The following is a 17,987-nucleotide window of genomic DNA, read 5'->3' on the forward strand; positions in this document are numbered from 1 at the left end:
CGTCTTAATTCTGTTAGGTTAGTATCTCAACTGAAGGCTGAATATGATGGTGCGGGGCTTGGGATAGGCGCCCAGGTCCATACGGCGCAGCGTCGACGAGGTTCCCTCGCTGGAAACGTCGGGGTCGAATCCGTTGTACTTTTTCCACAGAAAGAGGTTTTCGCCCGATACGCTCAGGGTGAGGTCTTTCATCCACGAGCATTTTTTCTTGAGGTCGAACGTGTACGACAGCGTGATGTTCTTCAGCCGGAGGTACGAAGCGTCGTGGATCATAAAGTCGCTCGGAAGCGCGGCGTCGCTTTTCGCTCCGGCCCGCGGAATGTCGGAATTCGGGTTCCGGACGGGATGCCAGGCGTTCAGCATGTAGCGGTACTGGTTAGCGAACTGCGAACCGGCCATGTAGATCTCCGAATAGTTGTAGATCTTGCCGCCGAGCGAGTAGGCGAAGTAGACGCCCAGCTTGAAACCGTGGATGTAGAACGTGTTCTGCAAACCTCCGTACAGATACGGGTCGGCGTTGCCTTGGTAGATCAGGTCTTCGCGCGAGAGCACGCCGTCGTGGTTGGTGTCGTAGTAGCGCGGGCCTCCGTCGGTGTTGGCCGGGCTGACGTAGGTTTTCGTCACCGCGTTTTCCTCGCGTTCCTCGGCGCTCTTCCACGTGCCGCCGTATTTGAATCCCCAGAGCGAGTTGAGCGGGTAGCCCTTGACGTAGCCGTACATCATGTAGGGGTTGTTGCCCGGCGAGTTGTAGGCCGAAATGAAGTCCTCGGAACCGATGTCGTCGACCTTCTGTTCGTTGTGCGACAGGGTGAGCGTCGTCGACCAGTGGAACTTCGGGCGGACGATGTTGTGGCTCTCGACCGACAGCTCGATACCCTTGTTCGAGGTCGAGCCGATGTTGGTCCAGCGTGACGTGTAACCGGTTTGGGCCGCAACGGCCAGCGACATCAGCAGGTCGGTCGTTTTGGATTTGTAGGCTTCGGCCGTGATGTTCAGGCGGCCTTTGAACATCGACCAGTCGATCGCCACGTTGTAGGCCGTGGTCTTCTCCCACGTGAGGTCCGGGGAGTCCAGGCGGCTGCGGTAGAACGCCACGGGCTGCGATCCGTCGAACAGATAGCCGCCCGTCGTCGAGGAGAGGGTGGCGAGCGAACGGTAGGTGCTGATCGCGTCGTTACCCGTCAGACCGGCGCTCAGGCGCAGCGACAGGTCGTCGATCCAGTTGCAGTCCTTCAGGAAATTCTCGTTCGAAATGTTCCACTTGAGGGCGGCCGACGGGAAGAACGCCCACTTGTTGTTGGCCGCGAAGTTCGAGGCTCCGTCGTAACGTCCCGTCACGGTCAGGTAATAGCGCGACTTCCAGTTGTAGTTCAGACGCGCGTAGACCGACGTTTTGGTTTTCTTCGAGTAGGAAGTGCCCGCCGAATAGGTCTCTTTGTCCTGCACGGCGTTCATGTTGTTCCACAGGATGGCGTCGTCCATGTAGCCTTTGCCGCTCAGGTTGAAATCGTGCGAGGCGAAACTGTAAGCCGAGAAACCGCCGAGAACGTCGAACGAATGGCCGTTCTTCTCGAACTTGTAGCCGGCCGTGGTCTCCCACGAGAACGAGTGCTCGTCCCACTCGGCGCGGTAGGCCTCGCCGCCTTCGTTCTCGCCTTTCAGGGGAAGGGTTCCCGGATAGTAACGGTAGGTATGCCGCTGGTAGAGATAGTAGGAGAAGGTGCTGTTGATCGTGAAGTTCTTCACCGGCTCCAGTTTCAGCGTGAAGGCGTGGTTGTTCGAGTGGCGTTCGAGGTAATAGGTGTTCAGGTCGATCAGCGCACGCTGCGTGTTGATCTTCTGTCCGTTGTAATACAGCGGGTTATACGTGTCGTTCGGCTTGAGCAGCGGTGACAGATACTGGGCGCTGCTGTACCAGGCCGTTCCGCCGATGGAGGATTTGTTCTGGTCGTTGTGACGCCAGGTGTACGAACCCGTATAGCCGACTTTCATCCATTTGAACAACTGGCGTTCGAGGTTGATACGTCCCGTGAAACGCTGCTGGCCGCTGTCCTGGATGATACCTTCGGTGTCGTTGTAGGAGAACGAAGCGTAATACGACGATTTGTCGCTGGTTCCCGACAGCGAGAGGGCGTAGTTGGAATAGAGGGCCGTGCGGGTGATCTCGTTGATCCAGTTCGTCCCTTCGCCCAGCGAGAGCGGGTCGGAATAGACCGAACCGGAGAGGGGCGTGTCCTTGCCTACGTCGGGGTGGTTGGCGTCGCTGCCGAAATAGGCGTAGTCGTTGCGGTACTGCGCGAATTCCGACGCGTTCATAATGTCGAGCTGACGGGGCAGCTGGGAGAAGCCCATGTCGGTCTTGAAGGTGATGTTGACCTTGCCCTTGGAGCCGAGACCCCGCTTGGTGGTGATGAGGATGACGCCGTTTGCGCCGCGCGAACCGTAGATCGCCGTCGAGGAGGCGTCCTTGAGGACGGATATGCCCGCGATGTCGTCGGAGTTGATGTCGTTCAGGTCGTGGATGGCGTCCATCACGCCGTCGACGACGATCAGCGGCTCGTTCGACGCGTTGATCGAGCGCGTGCCGCGGATGCGGATGGTGGTCGTGGCGCCCGGCTCACCGGTGGTCGACATGAAGTCGGCTCCGGCGATACGTCCCTGAAGGGCGTTGTCGACCGAAAGAACCGGTACGTCCTTGATGTCGTTCATCTTGACCGTCGCGACCGAACCGGTCAGGTCCTTTTTGGCGACCTGGCCGTAACCGATGACCACGATTTCGTCGATGTCGGTGGAGGAGTCCTTCTCCATCCTGACGGTGAAGTTCGTCCGCGAACCCACGTTCAGGGTCTCGGTCTTGTAACCCAGGTACGAAATCTGGAGGCTGTCCGAAGGCTTGGCCTTGATGGTGAATTTGCCTTTGACATCGGTGACTGCGCCCTGCGTGCCTTTGACGACCACGACCGTGGCGCCGATCAGCGGGTTGCCGTCCGGGTCGAGGACGGTTCCGCTGACAGTCTGGGCCTTTTGTTGAGCCGTTGCCGGCGCCGTGTGCGCCGCGAGCAGTATCAGTACCGCCACCAGCGACATCACTCGGACGGATGCTCTTATTGAGTGAAGAATTTTATTCATTTTAGGCTTTTTTTTGTTGAAACGACTTGTTCCTCTTTTTTACTCTTGTTCCTCCTCGTCGAAAGGCGCTCCCAGGATGATGTCCTTACCGCTGCCGTTGTTTTCGGCAAAGTAGTCCTCTTCGACCTTCTGCAGACGGCGGATGTAGAAATTGTCGAGGTAAATGCGGTTGTTGACGGCGGAGTTCTGCGTGAGGGAGCCGCAGATGATGCGGACCCGCGTGTTGGCCGTAATCGGGTTGGCTTTCGTGCCGGCGACGAAGACGAGGAAATCGTGACCCTCCCACATGTCTTCGGGGAACTCCTCGCTCGAAATGTCGTAATAGCCGGCTTCGAGGTCGATCGTGGTCTTTTCGGATTGGGCGAAATCACGGATGACGCCCCCGCCGAGCACCTCGACCGTGATCTTGTTGTCGTCCCGGGCGCCGGTCATGTAATCGGTGAAGGCCACGGCGCGGAACGAAACCATCAGCAGCGAGTCGCTGCGGAGCGTGTTGGTGTAGGGCGAAATCAGGTCGGCTCCGTGGCCCTTGTCGTCGCCCAGTTTCAGGTAGCCGTTCTTGCCGTAGCAGTGGGCGACCTCCTCCCCTTCGATCGTCGTGGACGTGAACCCGAGGTTTTTCTGGGCCGTGGTCCAGTTGTCGATCGGGGTTTCGCCGTCGGTGAAGCGCGGGTCGGTCTTGCCGTACTTCAGGGTCGCGAAATCGTTGCTCACGCGGGCCGTGGAGCCTTGGTGGATGGGGATTATCCGGTTGTAGTTCAGTTCGCCGTCGGAGGCTGCCAGAATCAGCATGCCCGTGCGCCGCGTGTAGTAGCTCGACGTCGTGCTGCGCCGGTTGGCCTTCAGGGTTATCACGCGAAGCCCCGTCTGGGGGTCTGTCGAAGAGTAATCCACCACCTTGGCCCACGGCGTCGCTGCGTCGTCTTCCCACGTCGCGACAAAGTCGATGTTGGCGTCCACGTAGAGTTTGGCGAGACCGCCTTTCACGCCGACGATGCCGGCGTCGATAGGCTCTTTTGCGATCGGGTCCGCGTAGACCTTGATCGATTCGTTACGATCGGAGTTCGAATGCGTTTCACACGACGTGATGCCGATTGCCGCCGCGATTAATGCGGCTCCGGCCAATCCGCGTGAAAAACGGACGAAACCCTTCGTCAGGAATGTTTTTCTCATAATTGGTAAAAAGGTTAAGATTGGGTTTTATTTATTTGGGGTCGGTTGATCGACGGGAGGTCTACTGTTTCAGCTCGAAGTCCGCCAGAATCGGGCGGTGGTCCGACGGGTCGTAGAAGTTGGACACGTAGGGGCTTTGGGTCGCCGTGGTCCACTTGTCCATGACGGTCAGTGCGTTCACTATGCGGGCGTACATCGAGGGCGACGCATACATGTAGTCGATACGGGCGTTGCCGTAAGTCGACGATATGAAGCTTCCCGGGTAGCGTTCGGCGATGATGTCCTTGAGGTTGGTATGGTCCAGAATGTGGTTGTGGACCAGCAGCCGGGTGTCGTTCTCGGGATAGCCGTAGTACCAGTTGTCGGCGCGCGACCGCGAGTTGAAGTCGCCCATCATCAGCCAATCCTGACAGGAAGCGTACGCGGGATTGTTGACGGTCTGCGCGCAGATGTACTTGATCTCGAATTCGCGGTACTTGTCGCCCTCCTTGTTGGCGGCGCTCGCCGCCTGATCGGCCGAGCCGACTCCGAATCCATAGGCCTGCGGCCACGTGTGGAGCGTCACGATGTTTATCGTCCGGCCCTTCACGGTAACCCGCTGAATGGCGGCGCCGTGGGACACGGGCTTGCCCGCCTGGTCCGAATCGGTTATTTTCAGCAGCGTCTCGATCGGATATTTCGACGTGATGGTCTGCGGATAGTTGTCGCGCCAGCCGCCGACGGCCGTGTAGGCGTGGCCGTAACGGGCCGCCAGTGCCGCCCAGCCGTCGGGCAGGAACCGGGCGGAGGAGGCTTGCGCCGAATTCGTATTGTCCTTGTAGATGGTGGCCGATTCGCACCATACGCAGATGTCGGGATCGTATTTCTTCACCCACGCGACGAAGTTGTTGTAATTGTTCGCCTGGTCGGACCACATGCCGTTCTGGATGTTCCAGTAGAGCACGCGCAGGTTGTCGGAGCCGCGGCCCATCTCGCCGAGCGCACGGACCTCGATATTGTCCACGTAGAAGCCGTGCACGCCGCTGCTCACGTCGTTGCCGGCCCAGTAGAGCATCGTGCCGTCGGTCGCGTTGTTTACGACGACCTCCACGTTGTGCCACTTCTTGACGGCCGCTTCGCTCGACGGGAGCGTTACGTGGCTCTTTTCGACGATGTATCTCCCCGAGGCGCTCGTGTAGCCCGAATTGTCGGCCGTCAGGGCGATGCTCTTGCCGTCGACGGAGGCCGATGCGATCATGCCGCCGTTCACCACCTGGAACAGCAGGAGGTCCGTCGATCCGTACTGGTAGCAGAAATCGAACGAAACCTTCACGGAACGTATGCCGTCGATGGATTTCAGGGCTGCGGTCTGGAAAATGCCCCGCCCCGTGTTACCTGTGCCGCAAGCCAGATAGCCCTGGTATTCCTGGCAGCGGAACATATAGGTATAGTCGGCGATATTGCGGCTCGCGACGTACGAATCGGACATCAGGTGGGACGTGCCGACCGTTTTGCCGCTGATCTCGTCCCACGTGTTCGACTGGATGAACGCCGAGCCGGGGTTGTTGTAGGCGACCTCCTCGAAGGAGTTCGCATAGCCGTCGCGTCCGGTTCCCGTACCGGGGGTGACGGCTTCGGCCGTCGGAGCGTATCCCGTCGACTCCTGGCCGCCCATGATGTTGCCGCCCCAGACGAAATTGTCGAAACTCTCGTAAAACACCAGGTCGGCGTCGGGGGCGTATTTCAGCGTTACGGACGTGGCCTTCCCCGCCGTCAGCTGCGCAGTCGTCAGCGTGTGCTCCATGGCGCGGTGCTCCGAATCGGAAATGGTGATTTTCAGGCCCGACGGATAGTCGCCCGGGGCCAGCATCACGTAGAAATGTTTCGGCGTGCCGCTCTCCAGCGAGACGCATTTGCCGTTGTCGGTGCAGTTCAGCACGACGAAACCGACACCGCCGGTGATTGAGAGGTAGCCGCGCGAGGGCAGGAAATTCGCATAGCCTGCCAGGGGGCTTTCAGCGAGGTTCTCGACCTTCACCGAGGCGATTTTGGCCGACCCGGTCAGGGCCAGGTCCAGTACGGCGAAGGCGTCGTCGAACACCAGCTTGTTGCCGTTCTCCTTGGTGTAGGAGCCGTACATGGGATACGATTGCAGCGATGCCGCCGTGGCGGCCCAGAACTGCGAGTAGGGCAGTTTCACGTCGGCATAGGCCGAAGAGCCGTACCAGCCGGAGGAGCCTGAATTGGTCAGGATGGCGTTGTAGGTCCCGGAGCTCGAAGCGCTCGCCTCGACGTAGTAGCGGCCGTTTTCATCGCTTTCGACGGCATAGGATTTTCCGTTGACCGAGACGAGCGATTTGCTCCATGCCCGTTCGCCGGTTCCCATGGCCTTGCGGACGGAATTTTCCGCCTCACGGAGATAGAAACGGACTTTGCCGTTCACTACCTGTATGTCCTCGTATTCATCGCCGCCGCCCGGATTGTCGGGTCCGTCGGGATCGTCGACATGTTTGTCTCCGCTGCTGCACGCCATGCAGAGACACCCGGCCAGCAACAGCGCCGGCTTCAGGATGAAGTTCAGGGATTCTCGTAGATTTAAGGTCATAGTTTCGTGTTTTATGGTTGGGTGAAAAGTTGTCGGCTGCCGGTCGGACACAATGAAAAACGCGTGCATATTGCCATATACGGCAATATGCACGCGTCAATCGCGGGCGGTGACGGTTTACTTAACTCCGGGTATTCGGCGCGGCGAGGGGGGGGGAAATTTACAAGTCCCCTGCGGCGCGAGCAGGCTCGTGCCGTAACCGGACGGTGGTGATCGAACAATCGGCGGTAAAGTAAATTCACGGCTCTAATTTTGATCGTTTTTTTATCGGAAATGAGTTTCGAAAAGATTCATTCCCGAAAGCAAATGTAACCAAAATATTGTTATCGGGCAAATAGGATGCCTGAAAAATAATCGTTTTTTAACATTTTTGCTGCTTTTCGTGTTTCGATTTGGGGAGAGGGCCGTTCGGCGTGGCTTTTCGTTTGAAAGGAATGTCCGGAGGGGAACCGCGGATTCTGCGGCCCGTTCGGAACGGGGAGAAGCGCGCCGGCAAGAGACGGAAAAGCCCCGCATTCGGGGAATGCAGGGCTTCGTTGAGCTACCAGGATTCGAACCTGGAATAACAGGACCAGAATCTGTTGTGTTACCGTTACACCATAGCTCAATAGATTTTGGTGATGCAAAAGTAGAACTTTATTTTGCAAATGCAAAGAAAAATCCGGAAAAAATTTCATACATTTGTTTCAATCTACGCAGAAAAAACCGCTTGAAACTTAAAATTTACACAAAATCAGAAAATTATGGGAATTAAATTTCGGCTTATCGCCATGAACTTCCTTCAGTATGCGATCTGGGGTTCGTGGCTTATCTCGCTGGGCGCCTACCTGGGAGGCGGACTCGACTTCTCGGGATTGCAGATCGGCAGCTTCTTCGCGACGATGGGAATCGCCTCGCTGTTCATGCCCGCCGTGATGGGGATTATCGCCGACCGCTGGATTCCGGCGCAGAAACTGCTGGGCATCTGCCATTTCATCAGCGGCGCGTTTCTCATCGCCGCGGCCTCGCAGACGGCTTACGCCCCGCTGTACAGCTGCATGCTGCTGAGCGTGATGTTCTACATGCCGACCATCGCCCTGTCGAACTCCGTGGCCTACAACGCCCTCGACCTGGCCCGGCTCGATACCGTGAAGCATTTTCCGCCCATCCGCGTATGGGGAACCGTGGGATTCATCGCCGCCATGTGGTTCGTCGACCTGACGCACATCGGGGGCGTGCAGATCAAGCTCACCGAGTGGCAGCTCTACGTTTCGGCCCTGCTGTCGTTCGTACTGGCGGCCTACTCGTTCTCGCTGCCGGGGTGTCCCGTCGAGCGCAGCGCGCAGAAGCAGTCGTGGGTCGATACGCTGGGCCTGCGGGCCTTCGCGCTCTTCAAGGAGAAGCGGGTGGCCATTTTCTTCGTCTTCTCGATGCTGCTGGGCGCCGCTTTGCAGATCACCAACGCCTTCGGCGACAGCTACATTCAGAATTTCGGCTCGATGCCGCAGTATGCCGATTCGGCCATCGTGAAGCACTCGGTGATCCTGCTCTCGCTGTCGCAGATGTCCGAAACGCTCTGCATTCTGCTGATTCCTTTCTTCCTCCGGCGTTTCGGCATTAAGAAAGTGATGCTGATTTCGATGCTGGCCTGGGTGCTGCGCTTCGGGTTCTTCGGCATCGGCGATCCGGGATCGGGCGCGGCGTTCCTCGTGCTTTCGATGATCGTCTACGGCGTGGCGTTCGACTTCTTCAACATCTCCGGCTCGCTCTTCGTCGAAAAGGAGACCAGCCGCGAGATCCGCTCCTCGGCGCAGGGCGTCTTTATGATTATGACCAACGGTTTCGGCGCCTTCTTCGGCTCGTATGCCGCGGGCGCCGTCGTGGACGCATACGGGTGGCCCGATTCTTGGTTCATCTTCGCAGGGTACGCGCTCGTGGTGGCCGTGGTTTTCGCCGTGGTTTTCAAATACAGGCACAACCCTGCCGAAATGGAGGGCGTGAAACATTGATGACTGACGGTCCGGCGGCGGGGAGAACCTTGCCGCCGGATTTTTTTATCCGCGCAGGAGCATTTCGACCTGAGGAGCGCCCGCTTCGGAGTATTCGCTGGCGGACAGTGGGCCGGAAGGGCGGATGATGACCGGATGCATGGCGGGCGTTTTATTTTATAGAGGTGCCGTTACGACATTAAAGATACGAAAATTATGGATACGATCGGTGTGAATGATGCGAGCTGCATCCGCTGCGGCCGCTGCGTGAAGGTGTGCCCTTCGCAGATTTTCGTGCAGGAAAAAGCCGGGGGCGACGTGACGCTGCATAAACCCGAAAACTGCATCCTTTGCGGACATTGTGTGGCCGCCTGCCCCACGGGGTCGGTGAACCATGCGGAGTTTCCGGCCGAGCGGGTGCATGCGGTGGATTACGGCGCGATGCCCACGCCCGAGCAGGTGGAACTGCTGCTGGCCGTGCGGCGGTCGAACCGCGCACTTTCGGCGCGCCCCGTGCCGCAGGAGCTGCTGGACCGCATCGTTGCGGCGGCGGACCGCGCCCCGACGGCGAGCAATGCCCGCCAGCTGGGGTATACGCTGGTGACCGACGCGGCGCAGCTGCGCGCTGTCACGGAATATACGCTCGGGATTTTCGGCACACTCGAAAAGCGGCTGCTGCATCCGCTCGTGCGGCCGTGGCTGAGCCGCCTCGTGCCGGGCGTTTATCGCTATGTGCCGGTGTTCAAACGCCTGCGGCGCGAATATGCCGAGGGCCGCGACCGCGTGCTGCGGGGCGCGACGGCGGTGCTGTTCATCCATGCGCCCAGGGAAAGCCGGTTCGGTGCGGAGGACGGGAACCTGGCGTATGAAAACGCTTCGCTGATGGCCGAGGCGCTGGGCGTGAGCCAGATATACATGGGGTTCGTGCTGACGGCCGTCCGGCAGGACAGGAAGGCGAAGCTGGCCGCGATGCTGGGACTGGGCGACCGCCGCATCTGCGCGGTGATGGCCCTCGGGATGCCGCAGTTCCGCTATCCCAATTACATCGACCGCGCGCCGGCGCCGGTGACGCGGAAATAGCTGTTTCGGCGTTTTGCCGTTACAGATGGAAAGTCCTGTATGTATAAGGTTTCGGTCGGGCAGGTATGCGTCAATACATATTGTCGTACATCGACTGCGATTTGTCGTATTTCAGGTCGGAGAGCGATGCGGCCTTGACGCCGATGTTGAAACTCCACGAACGGTGGTAGCCGAACGGAATCCACGAAAAGGACATCTGCCAGCAGTGGAGGTCGCGCGTGATCGAGACCGACGAGGTGGTCAGTTTGTTGGCCTTGATGTCGTAGCCGCCCTGGAAGGTGATGCCCGTCTTGGGGGTGACGTTCAGCGAACCGTTGAAGCCGATGGTTTGGGTGACGTTCTTCCGGTAGCCCGTCGTGCCGTTGTTGGTGTACGAGATCGAGTAGTTGACCGCGTAGTTGAATCCGAAGTTCCACGGCAGCGAGAAGTCGTAATAGCTTTGCGCCATGTACTGTCTTCGCAGCACGGGGTCCATTTGCCCGTAAGGATCGTAGAACGGGTTCTGGTACTCCGGAGGTATCGACGTGATGTCGTTGATGGCCGTTTCGCTCCGGTCGTTGCGCGATTTGAACGTATAGCCGAACGACCAGCCCGTCGAGACGACGCGGCCCGGGAAGAAGAGCTTGTTGTAACGCTTGCCCTCGGGCGAGACGCGGTAGGGGTCGAGCGTCAGCGAGAGGTTGATGCCGAAATTGTTGAACAGCGTCGTACGGAACGAGACCGGGATGTTCGAAAGTCCCATCGAGTCGGCCAGGAAGTTGTACGAACCGCTGATGCGCAGTTCGTCGATCAGCTTGATCTTCTTCACGCCCGAGGTGTCGCGTTTCGAGAGGACCTTCATTTCGAGGTTCTGCGACAGCGAGAAGTTCATCGACATCGAACGGCCCGACGAGGGGACGCCGTAGGCGTTGACGGCATAGGGCGAATAGGTCGTGAAGCGGCCCGTGGAGTCGGTCTGGCGGGTCTTGTAATAGCCGTATTTGGGGTCGCTGAAGTCCGGGGCGTAGGAGAAGCCGATCGAGGGGGTCAGCGTGTGGCGGATCGCCTGGATCTTGCGGTCGCGGCTCTTCTTCGTGAAGTCGTACATGCCGTAGACCGTCGTGGAGGCCGAAACGCTGAAGTTGTAGTTGTAGAGGCGGTAGAAACCGTAGTTCGTCGGCAGCGTGTCGGTCTGGTTGGTGACGGGGTTCCACTCGAACTCGACCTTCTTGAAATACCACTTCTCGTTGTAGTTGACCGACGGCGAGAGGTTGATGTAGTTGAACAGGTTGAACGACGCCGAAATCGGAATCGAGTGCTCGATGCCGTTTTTCATGTTTTCAAGCGTCTCCTTGGAGAAGACCTCCGATTCGGTGGTGGTCACCGAGTTGGTCATCTTACCCGTGTACTGCATCGAGATCTTCTCGTACCAGCGGTCCTTGCCCTGCTTCTCCTTGCGTTTGAAGGGGTAGAAGCGCGAGACGTTGAAGACCATCGTGGGGAGCGTGATGGAGATGGTCTTGTTCTGCGAGTTCTGCGAGATGGCCATGTTCGCCGACAGCGAGAAGGGCGTTCCGGCCCAGTTCTTCGAGTAGGAGACCGTCGAGTTGGTCTGCGTCGAGAGGATGTCGTTGAGGTTCGTGGCCGAATAGCGGCTGTAACCGCTCGTGGCGAAGTTCACCGAGGCCGAGAAGGTCGAACCCGGGTTGGCCTTGGGGTCCTGCGAGTGGGTCCACTGGATGCGGAAGTTGCTCTGCTTGATATAGTCGTCCTCGCCCTTTTCGCCCGTCTTGACATTCGAATACTGCATGTTGAAACTGCCGCTGTACTTGTAGCGCTTGATGTAGCGCGACGCGGCCGAAGCCTCCCACGATCCCAGCGTGTAGATGCCGCCGCGCACCGCCAGGTCGGCGTATTCGCCCAGGGTGAAGTAATAGCCCAGGTCGCGCAGGAAGAAACCTTTGGAGTACTCCTCGCCGTAGGTGGGCATCAGCAGGCCCGACTTGGGGCCCATGTTGATCGGGAAGAAGCCCTCGGGGATGCCGAGGAAGTAGATCGGCACGTCCTCCATCACCAGGTAGGCCGGGCCGGTGATCACCTTCTTGCCGGGTATGACCTTCGCCTTGGTCATCGCCAGGTAGAAGTGGGGGTGGTCCGTATGGTCGCAGGTGGTGTACTTGCCGTGCTCGATGTTGATCGTGTTGTCGGGCATCTTCTTCACGCTGCCGCCCACCAGCCAGCCGTCGCCCTGCTGCGTGGCCACGCCCTTGATTTTCGCCTTCTTCGAGTCGAGGTTGTAGGTGATCGTGTCCATCTGGTAGGTGGCCGACCCTTCGGTGAATTCGGGCTTGGTGACAATATCCTTGCCGTCGAGCGTGTCGGGCTTGCCGTAGGCGTAGACCATCTTCGAATCCATGTCGATGCGCATGTAGTCGGCCTTGAGGTTGCTGTTCTGGTAGGTGACGTCGCCCTTGTTATAGATGTAGACCAGCTTGTTGCGCACGTCGTAGACCAGCGAGTCGGTGTTCTTGCCCGTGATCGGGTCGTCGAGGAACGCCCCTGCGGGCCGCGGCGTCTTCACCGAATCGCGGCGGAGCGTGTCGGCGGCGAGCGAGTCGGGCCGCGCCGCGCCCGGAGAATCGGCCTTCTGCGCCACGAGCGAGTCGACCTGCGCCGAAAAGAGCGAATCCTTCTCCTCCTGCGGCAGTGCGTTGAACGCTTCGCGCCGCCGGGCCTCTTCGCGCGCCTGCCTGCGGGCCTCGCGCCGCGAGGGGGTGACAAAAGGCGGACGGGCGCTCGTGTCGGGACGTATCGCGTCGGCGCGGGACGGAACCGGGACGGTGTCCCCGGGGGCGGGATTGCGGGGCGTGCGGGGCGCTCCGCCGCCCAGTACGATCTGGGCAAACAGCAGAATCACCGTCGCCGACAAGAGATATTTTACCCTAATTTTATCCAAAATCCCAAAAATTTTCCATACCTTTGCCGACAAGTCGGCAAAAACGCCCGGATCGTGGTCCTGTGCCCCTCCCGCCGCGTTTTCGGCCCGACAAAGATAGGTAAAAATTTATAGAAAGCTCACACTTGGTACCATTAAATATGCGCACACGACTTTTGCTGCTATTCGCCTTCGCGGCCGCAACTGTTCTTATGAACGTTGCGTCTGCGGGGAATATTGCGCACGGCGTCGAAGTCGTGGTCATCGACGCCGGGCACGGGGGAAAATTCCCCGGCGCGCACTACGGCGGGGTCTATGAAAAGGACCTCACGCTGAAGGTGGCGCTCAAACTCGGAAAGCTCGTCGAGGAGGGGATGCCGGGCGTGAAGGTGGTCTACACCCGCACGGCGGACAGGACTTTGGGGGCGGACCTGGCGGCCGACCTGCAGGCGCGGGCCGACATTGCCAACAAGGCCGGGGGCGACCTCTTCATCTCGATCCACGCCAACGCCGCACCCCGGGCGACGGGCGTGCGGGGCGTCGAGACGCTGATCATGGGCGAGAGTTCGAAGGAGCAGCGCTACAACGAGAACGCCCTGTTCGAAAACAACCGCGAGGATCTGATCGACATGTCCGACGAGCGGACGGCGGCCATCGTGCGGGCTTACATTCAGAATCTCCAGTTCACCTACGGCGAATACAGCATGGCTTTCGCCCGCTGCATCCAGAACAGCTACCTCAAGGCGGGCCGCCATTCGCGCGGCATAAAGCCGCAGCTGCTGCGGGTGCTCTATGCGACGGACATGCCGGGCGTGCTGACCGAGATCGGGTTCATGTCCAACCAGCAGGAACTGGCCTACATGAAGTCCGACAGGGGGCAGAACGAGATCGCCCGGTCGCTCTACCAGGCGATCCGCAACTATTCGGCCTATGTGCTCGGGACCCGGATGGCCGAGGAGGAGCAGGCCGCTGCCGCGAAACCGGCCGCGGAACAGCCTGCGGAAAAGTCTGCCGGAAAGGCCGCGGAAAAGAGCGTTGAAAAGCCTGCGGCAAAGTCCGCTGAAAAGACCGCAGCGGCGCAGCCCGCGGAGGGAAAGACCGCGACGGCCGCTCCGGTCAGAACCCCGGAGAAACCGGCCGTACAGCCCCTGCGCTATACGATTCAGGTGATGGCTTCGGCGTCGTCCGTGCCCCTCGCCTCGGCGCAGTTCCGCGCCTACCGCGGCAAGGTGAAGGAGTATGCGGCCGAGGGGCGGTTCCCCTATAAATACGGTGTGGGCGAGTACGGCACCCGTGAAGCCGCACAGCGGAAGCTGGCCGAGGTGCGCAAGGTATTTCCCGGGGCCTTCGTGGTCGCGTGCCGGGGTACGCAAATTGTAAAATAAAAGTACAGATATGAAAAGGGAAGTTAAAATCGGAATTTTCGGCGTGACGATGATCATTGCCGCGTGGGCCGGAATCCGGTTTTTGAAAGGATTCGACATTTTCAGCCGCAATTCGGTCTATTACGCCGCCTACGACCAGATCAACGGCGTGCAGGCGGCGTCGCCGATTATGATGAAAGGCGTCAAGATCGGTACGGTGACGGGCATTTCGTTCGATCCGCAGCGCAGCGACAACGTCGTGTTGCAGTTCACCATCAAACGTCAGTATCACATTCCGACCGACTCCGAGGCCAAGATTTACAGCAACGGGCTGATGGGCGGAAAGGCCATCGAAATCAACTACGGCACGGCGCGCACCTATCTCCAGAAGGGCGACACGCTGCGCTCGGTGCGCGAACGCGACCTGATGGACGTGGCCGGGTCGGAGCTGGATTTCTTCAAGCAGAAGGTGTCGCAGGTGACGGGCGACCTCTCGCGCACGCTGACCAACCTCAATCGCCTGATGGAGGCCAACGCGCAGAATATTTCCGGGACGTTGAGCCACCTGAACGCCATTACGGGCGACATGGCCGGCCTGCTCGACGCCGAGAAGCGCAACCTGAAAGCCGCCGTCAACGACCTTACGGAGTTCTCCGCGATGCTGGGCAGGAACACCCCGCGTGTGGACAGCATCGTCGGCAGCCTGAACCGGATAACCGGGGAGCTGGCCGACGCCGGGTTCGCCCGCAGGCTTACGGACGCCGTGGACGAGGTGAACGGCCTGCTGGCAAAGGTCGAGGCGGGCGAGGGGACCGTCGGCAAACTGATGAACGATCCTGCGCTCTACGATTCGCTGACCGAGGCCAGCGCTAATCTCGCCTCGCTGCTGGCCAACCTCGAGCAGTATCCCGGCCGCTACGTGCATTTCTCGCTTTTCGGGCGCAGTCCCGAGAAGATGCAGGAGAAGGCCGAGCGCAAAGCCGCCAAAGCTGCGGCCAGGGCCGAGCGGGACTCGGTGAAAAGAATTAAAAATTAAAAATTAAAAATGAAAAATTGACTGGCAGACAGGAGGTTCATTCAGCCCTCTCGGTGTGATAATGTGGTCGTATAGGGCGTGGCGCGAAATTTTCCGACCGGCGCCCTTTCGATTTTTCATTTTTAATTCTTAATTTACTGTCATGATTTACCCTGCTACATTCGAGCAAAAGATAGGTTTCGACCGGCTCCGCGAGCAGGTCGCGGCACGTTGCACCATGCGCGCCGCCCGCGAGCGGCTCGCCGCGGAGGGCTTTTCGACCTCTGCGCGCGAGATCGAACGGCGGCTGGCGCTCGCCGACGAAATGCGCCTGCTGCTGGATATGGAGCATGATTTCCCCGGGGGCGAGTACCCCGACGTCGATTACATCGTCGCCAAACTGCGCGTCGAAGGTTCGTTCCTCGACGTGGAGGAGGTCGTGACCCTGCGCCGGGCGCTGGCCGCAATCGGCGGCATCGTCTCGTTCATCATCAGCCGCGAGGAGCGTTATCCGGCCCTCCATGCCCGCACGCGGGGCGTTGCGGCCTTTCCGGAGATCGTGCAGCGCATCGACGGCATTCTCGACCGCTTCGGCCAGGTGAAGGACAACGCCTCGCCCGCCCTGCAGGAGATCCGCCGCTCCATCCGCGAACGCGAAGGGCAGGCGGCCAAGCGGTTGCAGGCCGTGCTGTCTGCGGCCAAGGGGGCGGGCATCGTCGATGCCGACGCCCAGATCTCGATCCGCGACGGCAAGGCCGTGATCCCGGTTTCGGCGGGCAACAAACGCAAACTGAACGGCTTTATCCACGACGAATCGGCGACGGGCAAAACCTTCTACGTCGAACCGGTCGAGGTGGTGGAGATCAACAACGAACTGCGCGAACTGGAGTACGCCGAGCGGCGCGAGGTGGTGCGCATCCTCACGGAGTTTACCGAAGCGATCCGTCCCGACGCGGGGCTGATCGCCGATTCGGGCGACTACCTGGCCGAGATCGACATGCTGCGCGCCAAGGGCCGCTGGGCCTCGGAGAACGGGTGCGTGCGGCCGATCCTCTCGACGGACGACAGGCTGGTGCTGAAAAACGCCCGCCACCCGCTGTTGCAGCAGACGCTGCGGGCTGCGGGGCGCGAGATCGTGCCGCTGGATTTGCAGCTCGACCGTCGCAAGCGCATCCTCGTCATCTCGGGACCCAACGCCGGCGGCAAGTCGGTCTGCCTGAAAACCACGGGCATCGTGCAGTACATGTTCCAGTGCGGGTTTCCGGTTCCGGTCTCCGAGGTCTCGGAACTGCCGGTCTTCGAGAGCATTTTCATCGACATCGGCGACGAGCAGTCGATCGACAACGACCTGTCGACCTATTCGTCGCACCTGCTGAACATGAAGCACATGCTGGCGGGCGCTTCGGGCCGCACGCTGGTGCTGATCGACGAGTTCGGGTCGGGAACCGAGCCGGTCATCGGCGGGGCCATCGCCGAGGCGATCCTCGAGCGTCTGCTCGGCAGGGGGTGTTACGGCGTGATCACGACCCACTACGCCAATATCAAGTATTACGCCGCGTCGGTGGAGGGCATCGCCAACGGCGCGATGATGTTCGACGTGCAGAACATCCGGCCGCTGTTCCGGCTGGAAATGGGTAAGCCGGGCAGTTCGTTCGCCGTGGAGATCGCCCGCAAGATCGGGCTTCCGGAGGATATTATCCGTGCGGCGAGCGAGAAGGCCGGGTCGGATCACATTAATATCGAGAAACAGCTGCGCGAGATCGCCCGCGACAAGCATTACTGGGAGCAGAAGCGCGATCGCATACGTCTGACGGACCGCAAGGTCGAGGAGTTGGAGCAGAACTATGCCGAGCAGTTGGCGAAGATCCGCGCCGAGCGGCAGGAGATTCTGAAAAAGGCCAAGCAGGAGGCCCGGCAGTTGATCGCCGACGCCAACAAACAGATAGAAAATACGATTAAAACCATCCGCGAGGCGCAGGCCGAGAAGGAGCTGACGCGGCTGGCGCGGCGCGAGCTGGACGACTTCCGCGAGGCGGTCGAGAAGGCCGACGAGGCCGGGAACGAAGCCGCCGTGGCCCGCGAGATCGAGCGTATCGAACGTCGCCGCCGACGGCGCGCCGAGCGCAGGGCGCAGCAGGGCGCGCAGCCGGCAGCCGGGGAGGCCGCTCCGCAGCCCGAAAAGCCGCGCGAAGTGGTCGCCGGGTCGAAAGTCCGCATGGCCGGGCAGGAGATGGTCGGCGTGGTGCAGTCGGTGAAGGGAAAGCGGGCGCAAGTGGCGTTCGGACAGATACTCACGACGGTGGACAAAGGGCTGCTGACGGTGGTTTCGAACAACGAATACCGCGAGGCGACGCGGCCCGTTGCGGCTCGTACGGTGCTCTCGGTGGACATCTCGTCGCGCAAACTCAACTTCAAGGATCACATCGACGTGCGCGGCATGCGGGCCGCCGATGCGCTGGACGAGGTGCGCAACTTCATCGACGACGCGCTGATGGTGGGTGTGGGCACGGTGTCGATTCTCCACGGCAAGGGCACGGGGGCTTTGAAGGAGGAGATTCGCCGCTACCTGCGCACGGTGCCGGAGATCGCCTCGGCGGTCGACGAACATGCCGACCGGGGCGGTGCGGGAATTACGATCGTGACCTTCGATCTGTCGTGATTTTGCAGTCTGCGACTGCTGCTGTTCTTTGTACCTTTTTGCGGAAAAAAGGTACAAAGATCCGGCGACTATGTTGCGGCTTGAGTCTTTTTGACGACCAGA

9 protein-coding genes and 1 tRNA gene are annotated in these 17,987 nt (G+C 60.0%); 5 read left to right on the plus strand and 5 right to left on the minus strand.

The window, feature by feature from the left end:
- Nucleotides 1-18: 18 nt before the first annotated feature.
- From NQ492_RS11260 to NQ492_RS11275, 4 genes are all read right to left on the minus strand, one after another.
- Nucleotides 19-3,087, minus strand: a complete 3,069-nt coding sequence (locus NQ492_RS11260; protein WP_015547618.1) for a SusC/RagA family TonB-linked outer membrane protein — start codon at nucleotides 3,085-3,087, stop codon at nucleotides 19-21.
- Nucleotides 3,088-3,168: 81 nt separating this feature from the next.
- Nucleotides 3,169-4,302, minus strand: a complete 1,134-nt coding sequence (locus tag NQ492_RS11265) for a hypothetical protein (RefSeq protein WP_015547619.1) — start codon at nucleotides 4,300-4,302, stop codon at nucleotides 3,169-3,171.
- A 61-nt stretch (nucleotides 4,303-4,363) separates the two neighbouring features.
- Nucleotides 4,364-6,886, minus strand: coding sequence for an exonuclease/endonuclease/phosphatase family protein (locus tag NQ492_RS11270; protein ID WP_231839922.1), 2,523 nt, complete (start codon nucleotides 6,884-6,886; stop codon nucleotides 4,364-4,366).
- A gap of 536 nt (nucleotides 6,887-7,422) precedes the next feature.
- Nucleotides 7,423-7,493 (minus strand) — tRNA-Gln (locus NQ492_RS11275).
- A gap of 136 nt (nucleotides 7,494-7,629) precedes the next feature.
- Here NQ492_RS11275 and NQ492_RS11280 point away from each other — a divergent pair.
- Nucleotides 7,630-8,874: a nucleoside permease gene (locus tag NQ492_RS11280; protein ID WP_044054528.1), complete on the plus strand. Its 1,245-nt coding sequence runs from the start codon at nucleotides 7,630-7,632 to the stop codon at nucleotides 8,872-8,874.
- A 195-nt stretch (nucleotides 8,875-9,069) separates the two neighbouring features.
- Entirely contained in the window at nucleotides 9,070-9,933 is an 864-nt protein-coding gene (locus NQ492_RS11285) for a nitroreductase family protein (RefSeq protein ID WP_015547622.1), read from the plus strand.
- 70 nt (nucleotides 9,934-10,003) lie between these two features.
- Here the strand turns inward: NQ492_RS11285 and NQ492_RS11290 are convergent, their stop codons facing one another.
- Nucleotides 10,004-12,868: a putative LPS assembly protein LptD gene (locus NQ492_RS11290; protein WP_044054529.1), complete on the minus strand. Its 2,865-nt coding sequence runs from the start codon at nucleotides 12,866-12,868 to the stop codon at nucleotides 10,004-10,006.
- Between the two features lie 140 nt (nucleotides 12,869-13,008).
- Here NQ492_RS11290 and NQ492_RS11295 point away from each other — a divergent pair, with 140 nt between their 5' ends.
- The 3 genes from NQ492_RS11295 to NQ492_RS11305 all read left to right on the plus strand — a co-directional run bounded on the left by NQ492_RS11295 (nucleotide 13,009) and on the right by NQ492_RS11305 (nucleotide 17,885).
- On the plus strand, nucleotides 13,009-14,232 hold the full coding sequence (locus NQ492_RS11295; RefSeq protein ID WP_044054530.1) for an N-acetylmuramoyl-L-alanine amidase: 1,224 nt from the start codon (nucleotides 13,009-13,011) through the stop codon (nucleotides 14,230-14,232).
- Nucleotides 14,233-14,242: 10 nt separating this feature from the next.
- Nucleotides 14,243-15,247, plus strand: coding sequence for an MlaD family protein (locus tag NQ492_RS11300; protein WP_015547624.1), 1,005 nt, complete (start codon nucleotides 14,243-14,245; stop codon nucleotides 15,245-15,247).
- 142 nt (nucleotides 15,248-15,389) lie between these two features.
- A complete protein-coding gene (locus tag NQ492_RS11305) occupies nucleotides 15,390-17,885 on the plus strand; it encodes an endonuclease MutS2 (RefSeq protein ID WP_147620366.1) in 2,496 nt (831 codons plus the stop codon).
- Nucleotides 17,886-17,987 lie beyond the last annotated feature (102 nt).

The sequence above is a fragment of the Alistipes shahii WAL 8301 genome, from assembly GCF_025145845.1.
Taxonomy (GTDB): domain Bacteria; phylum Bacteroidota; class Bacteroidia; order Bacteroidales; family Rikenellaceae; genus Alistipes; species Alistipes shahii.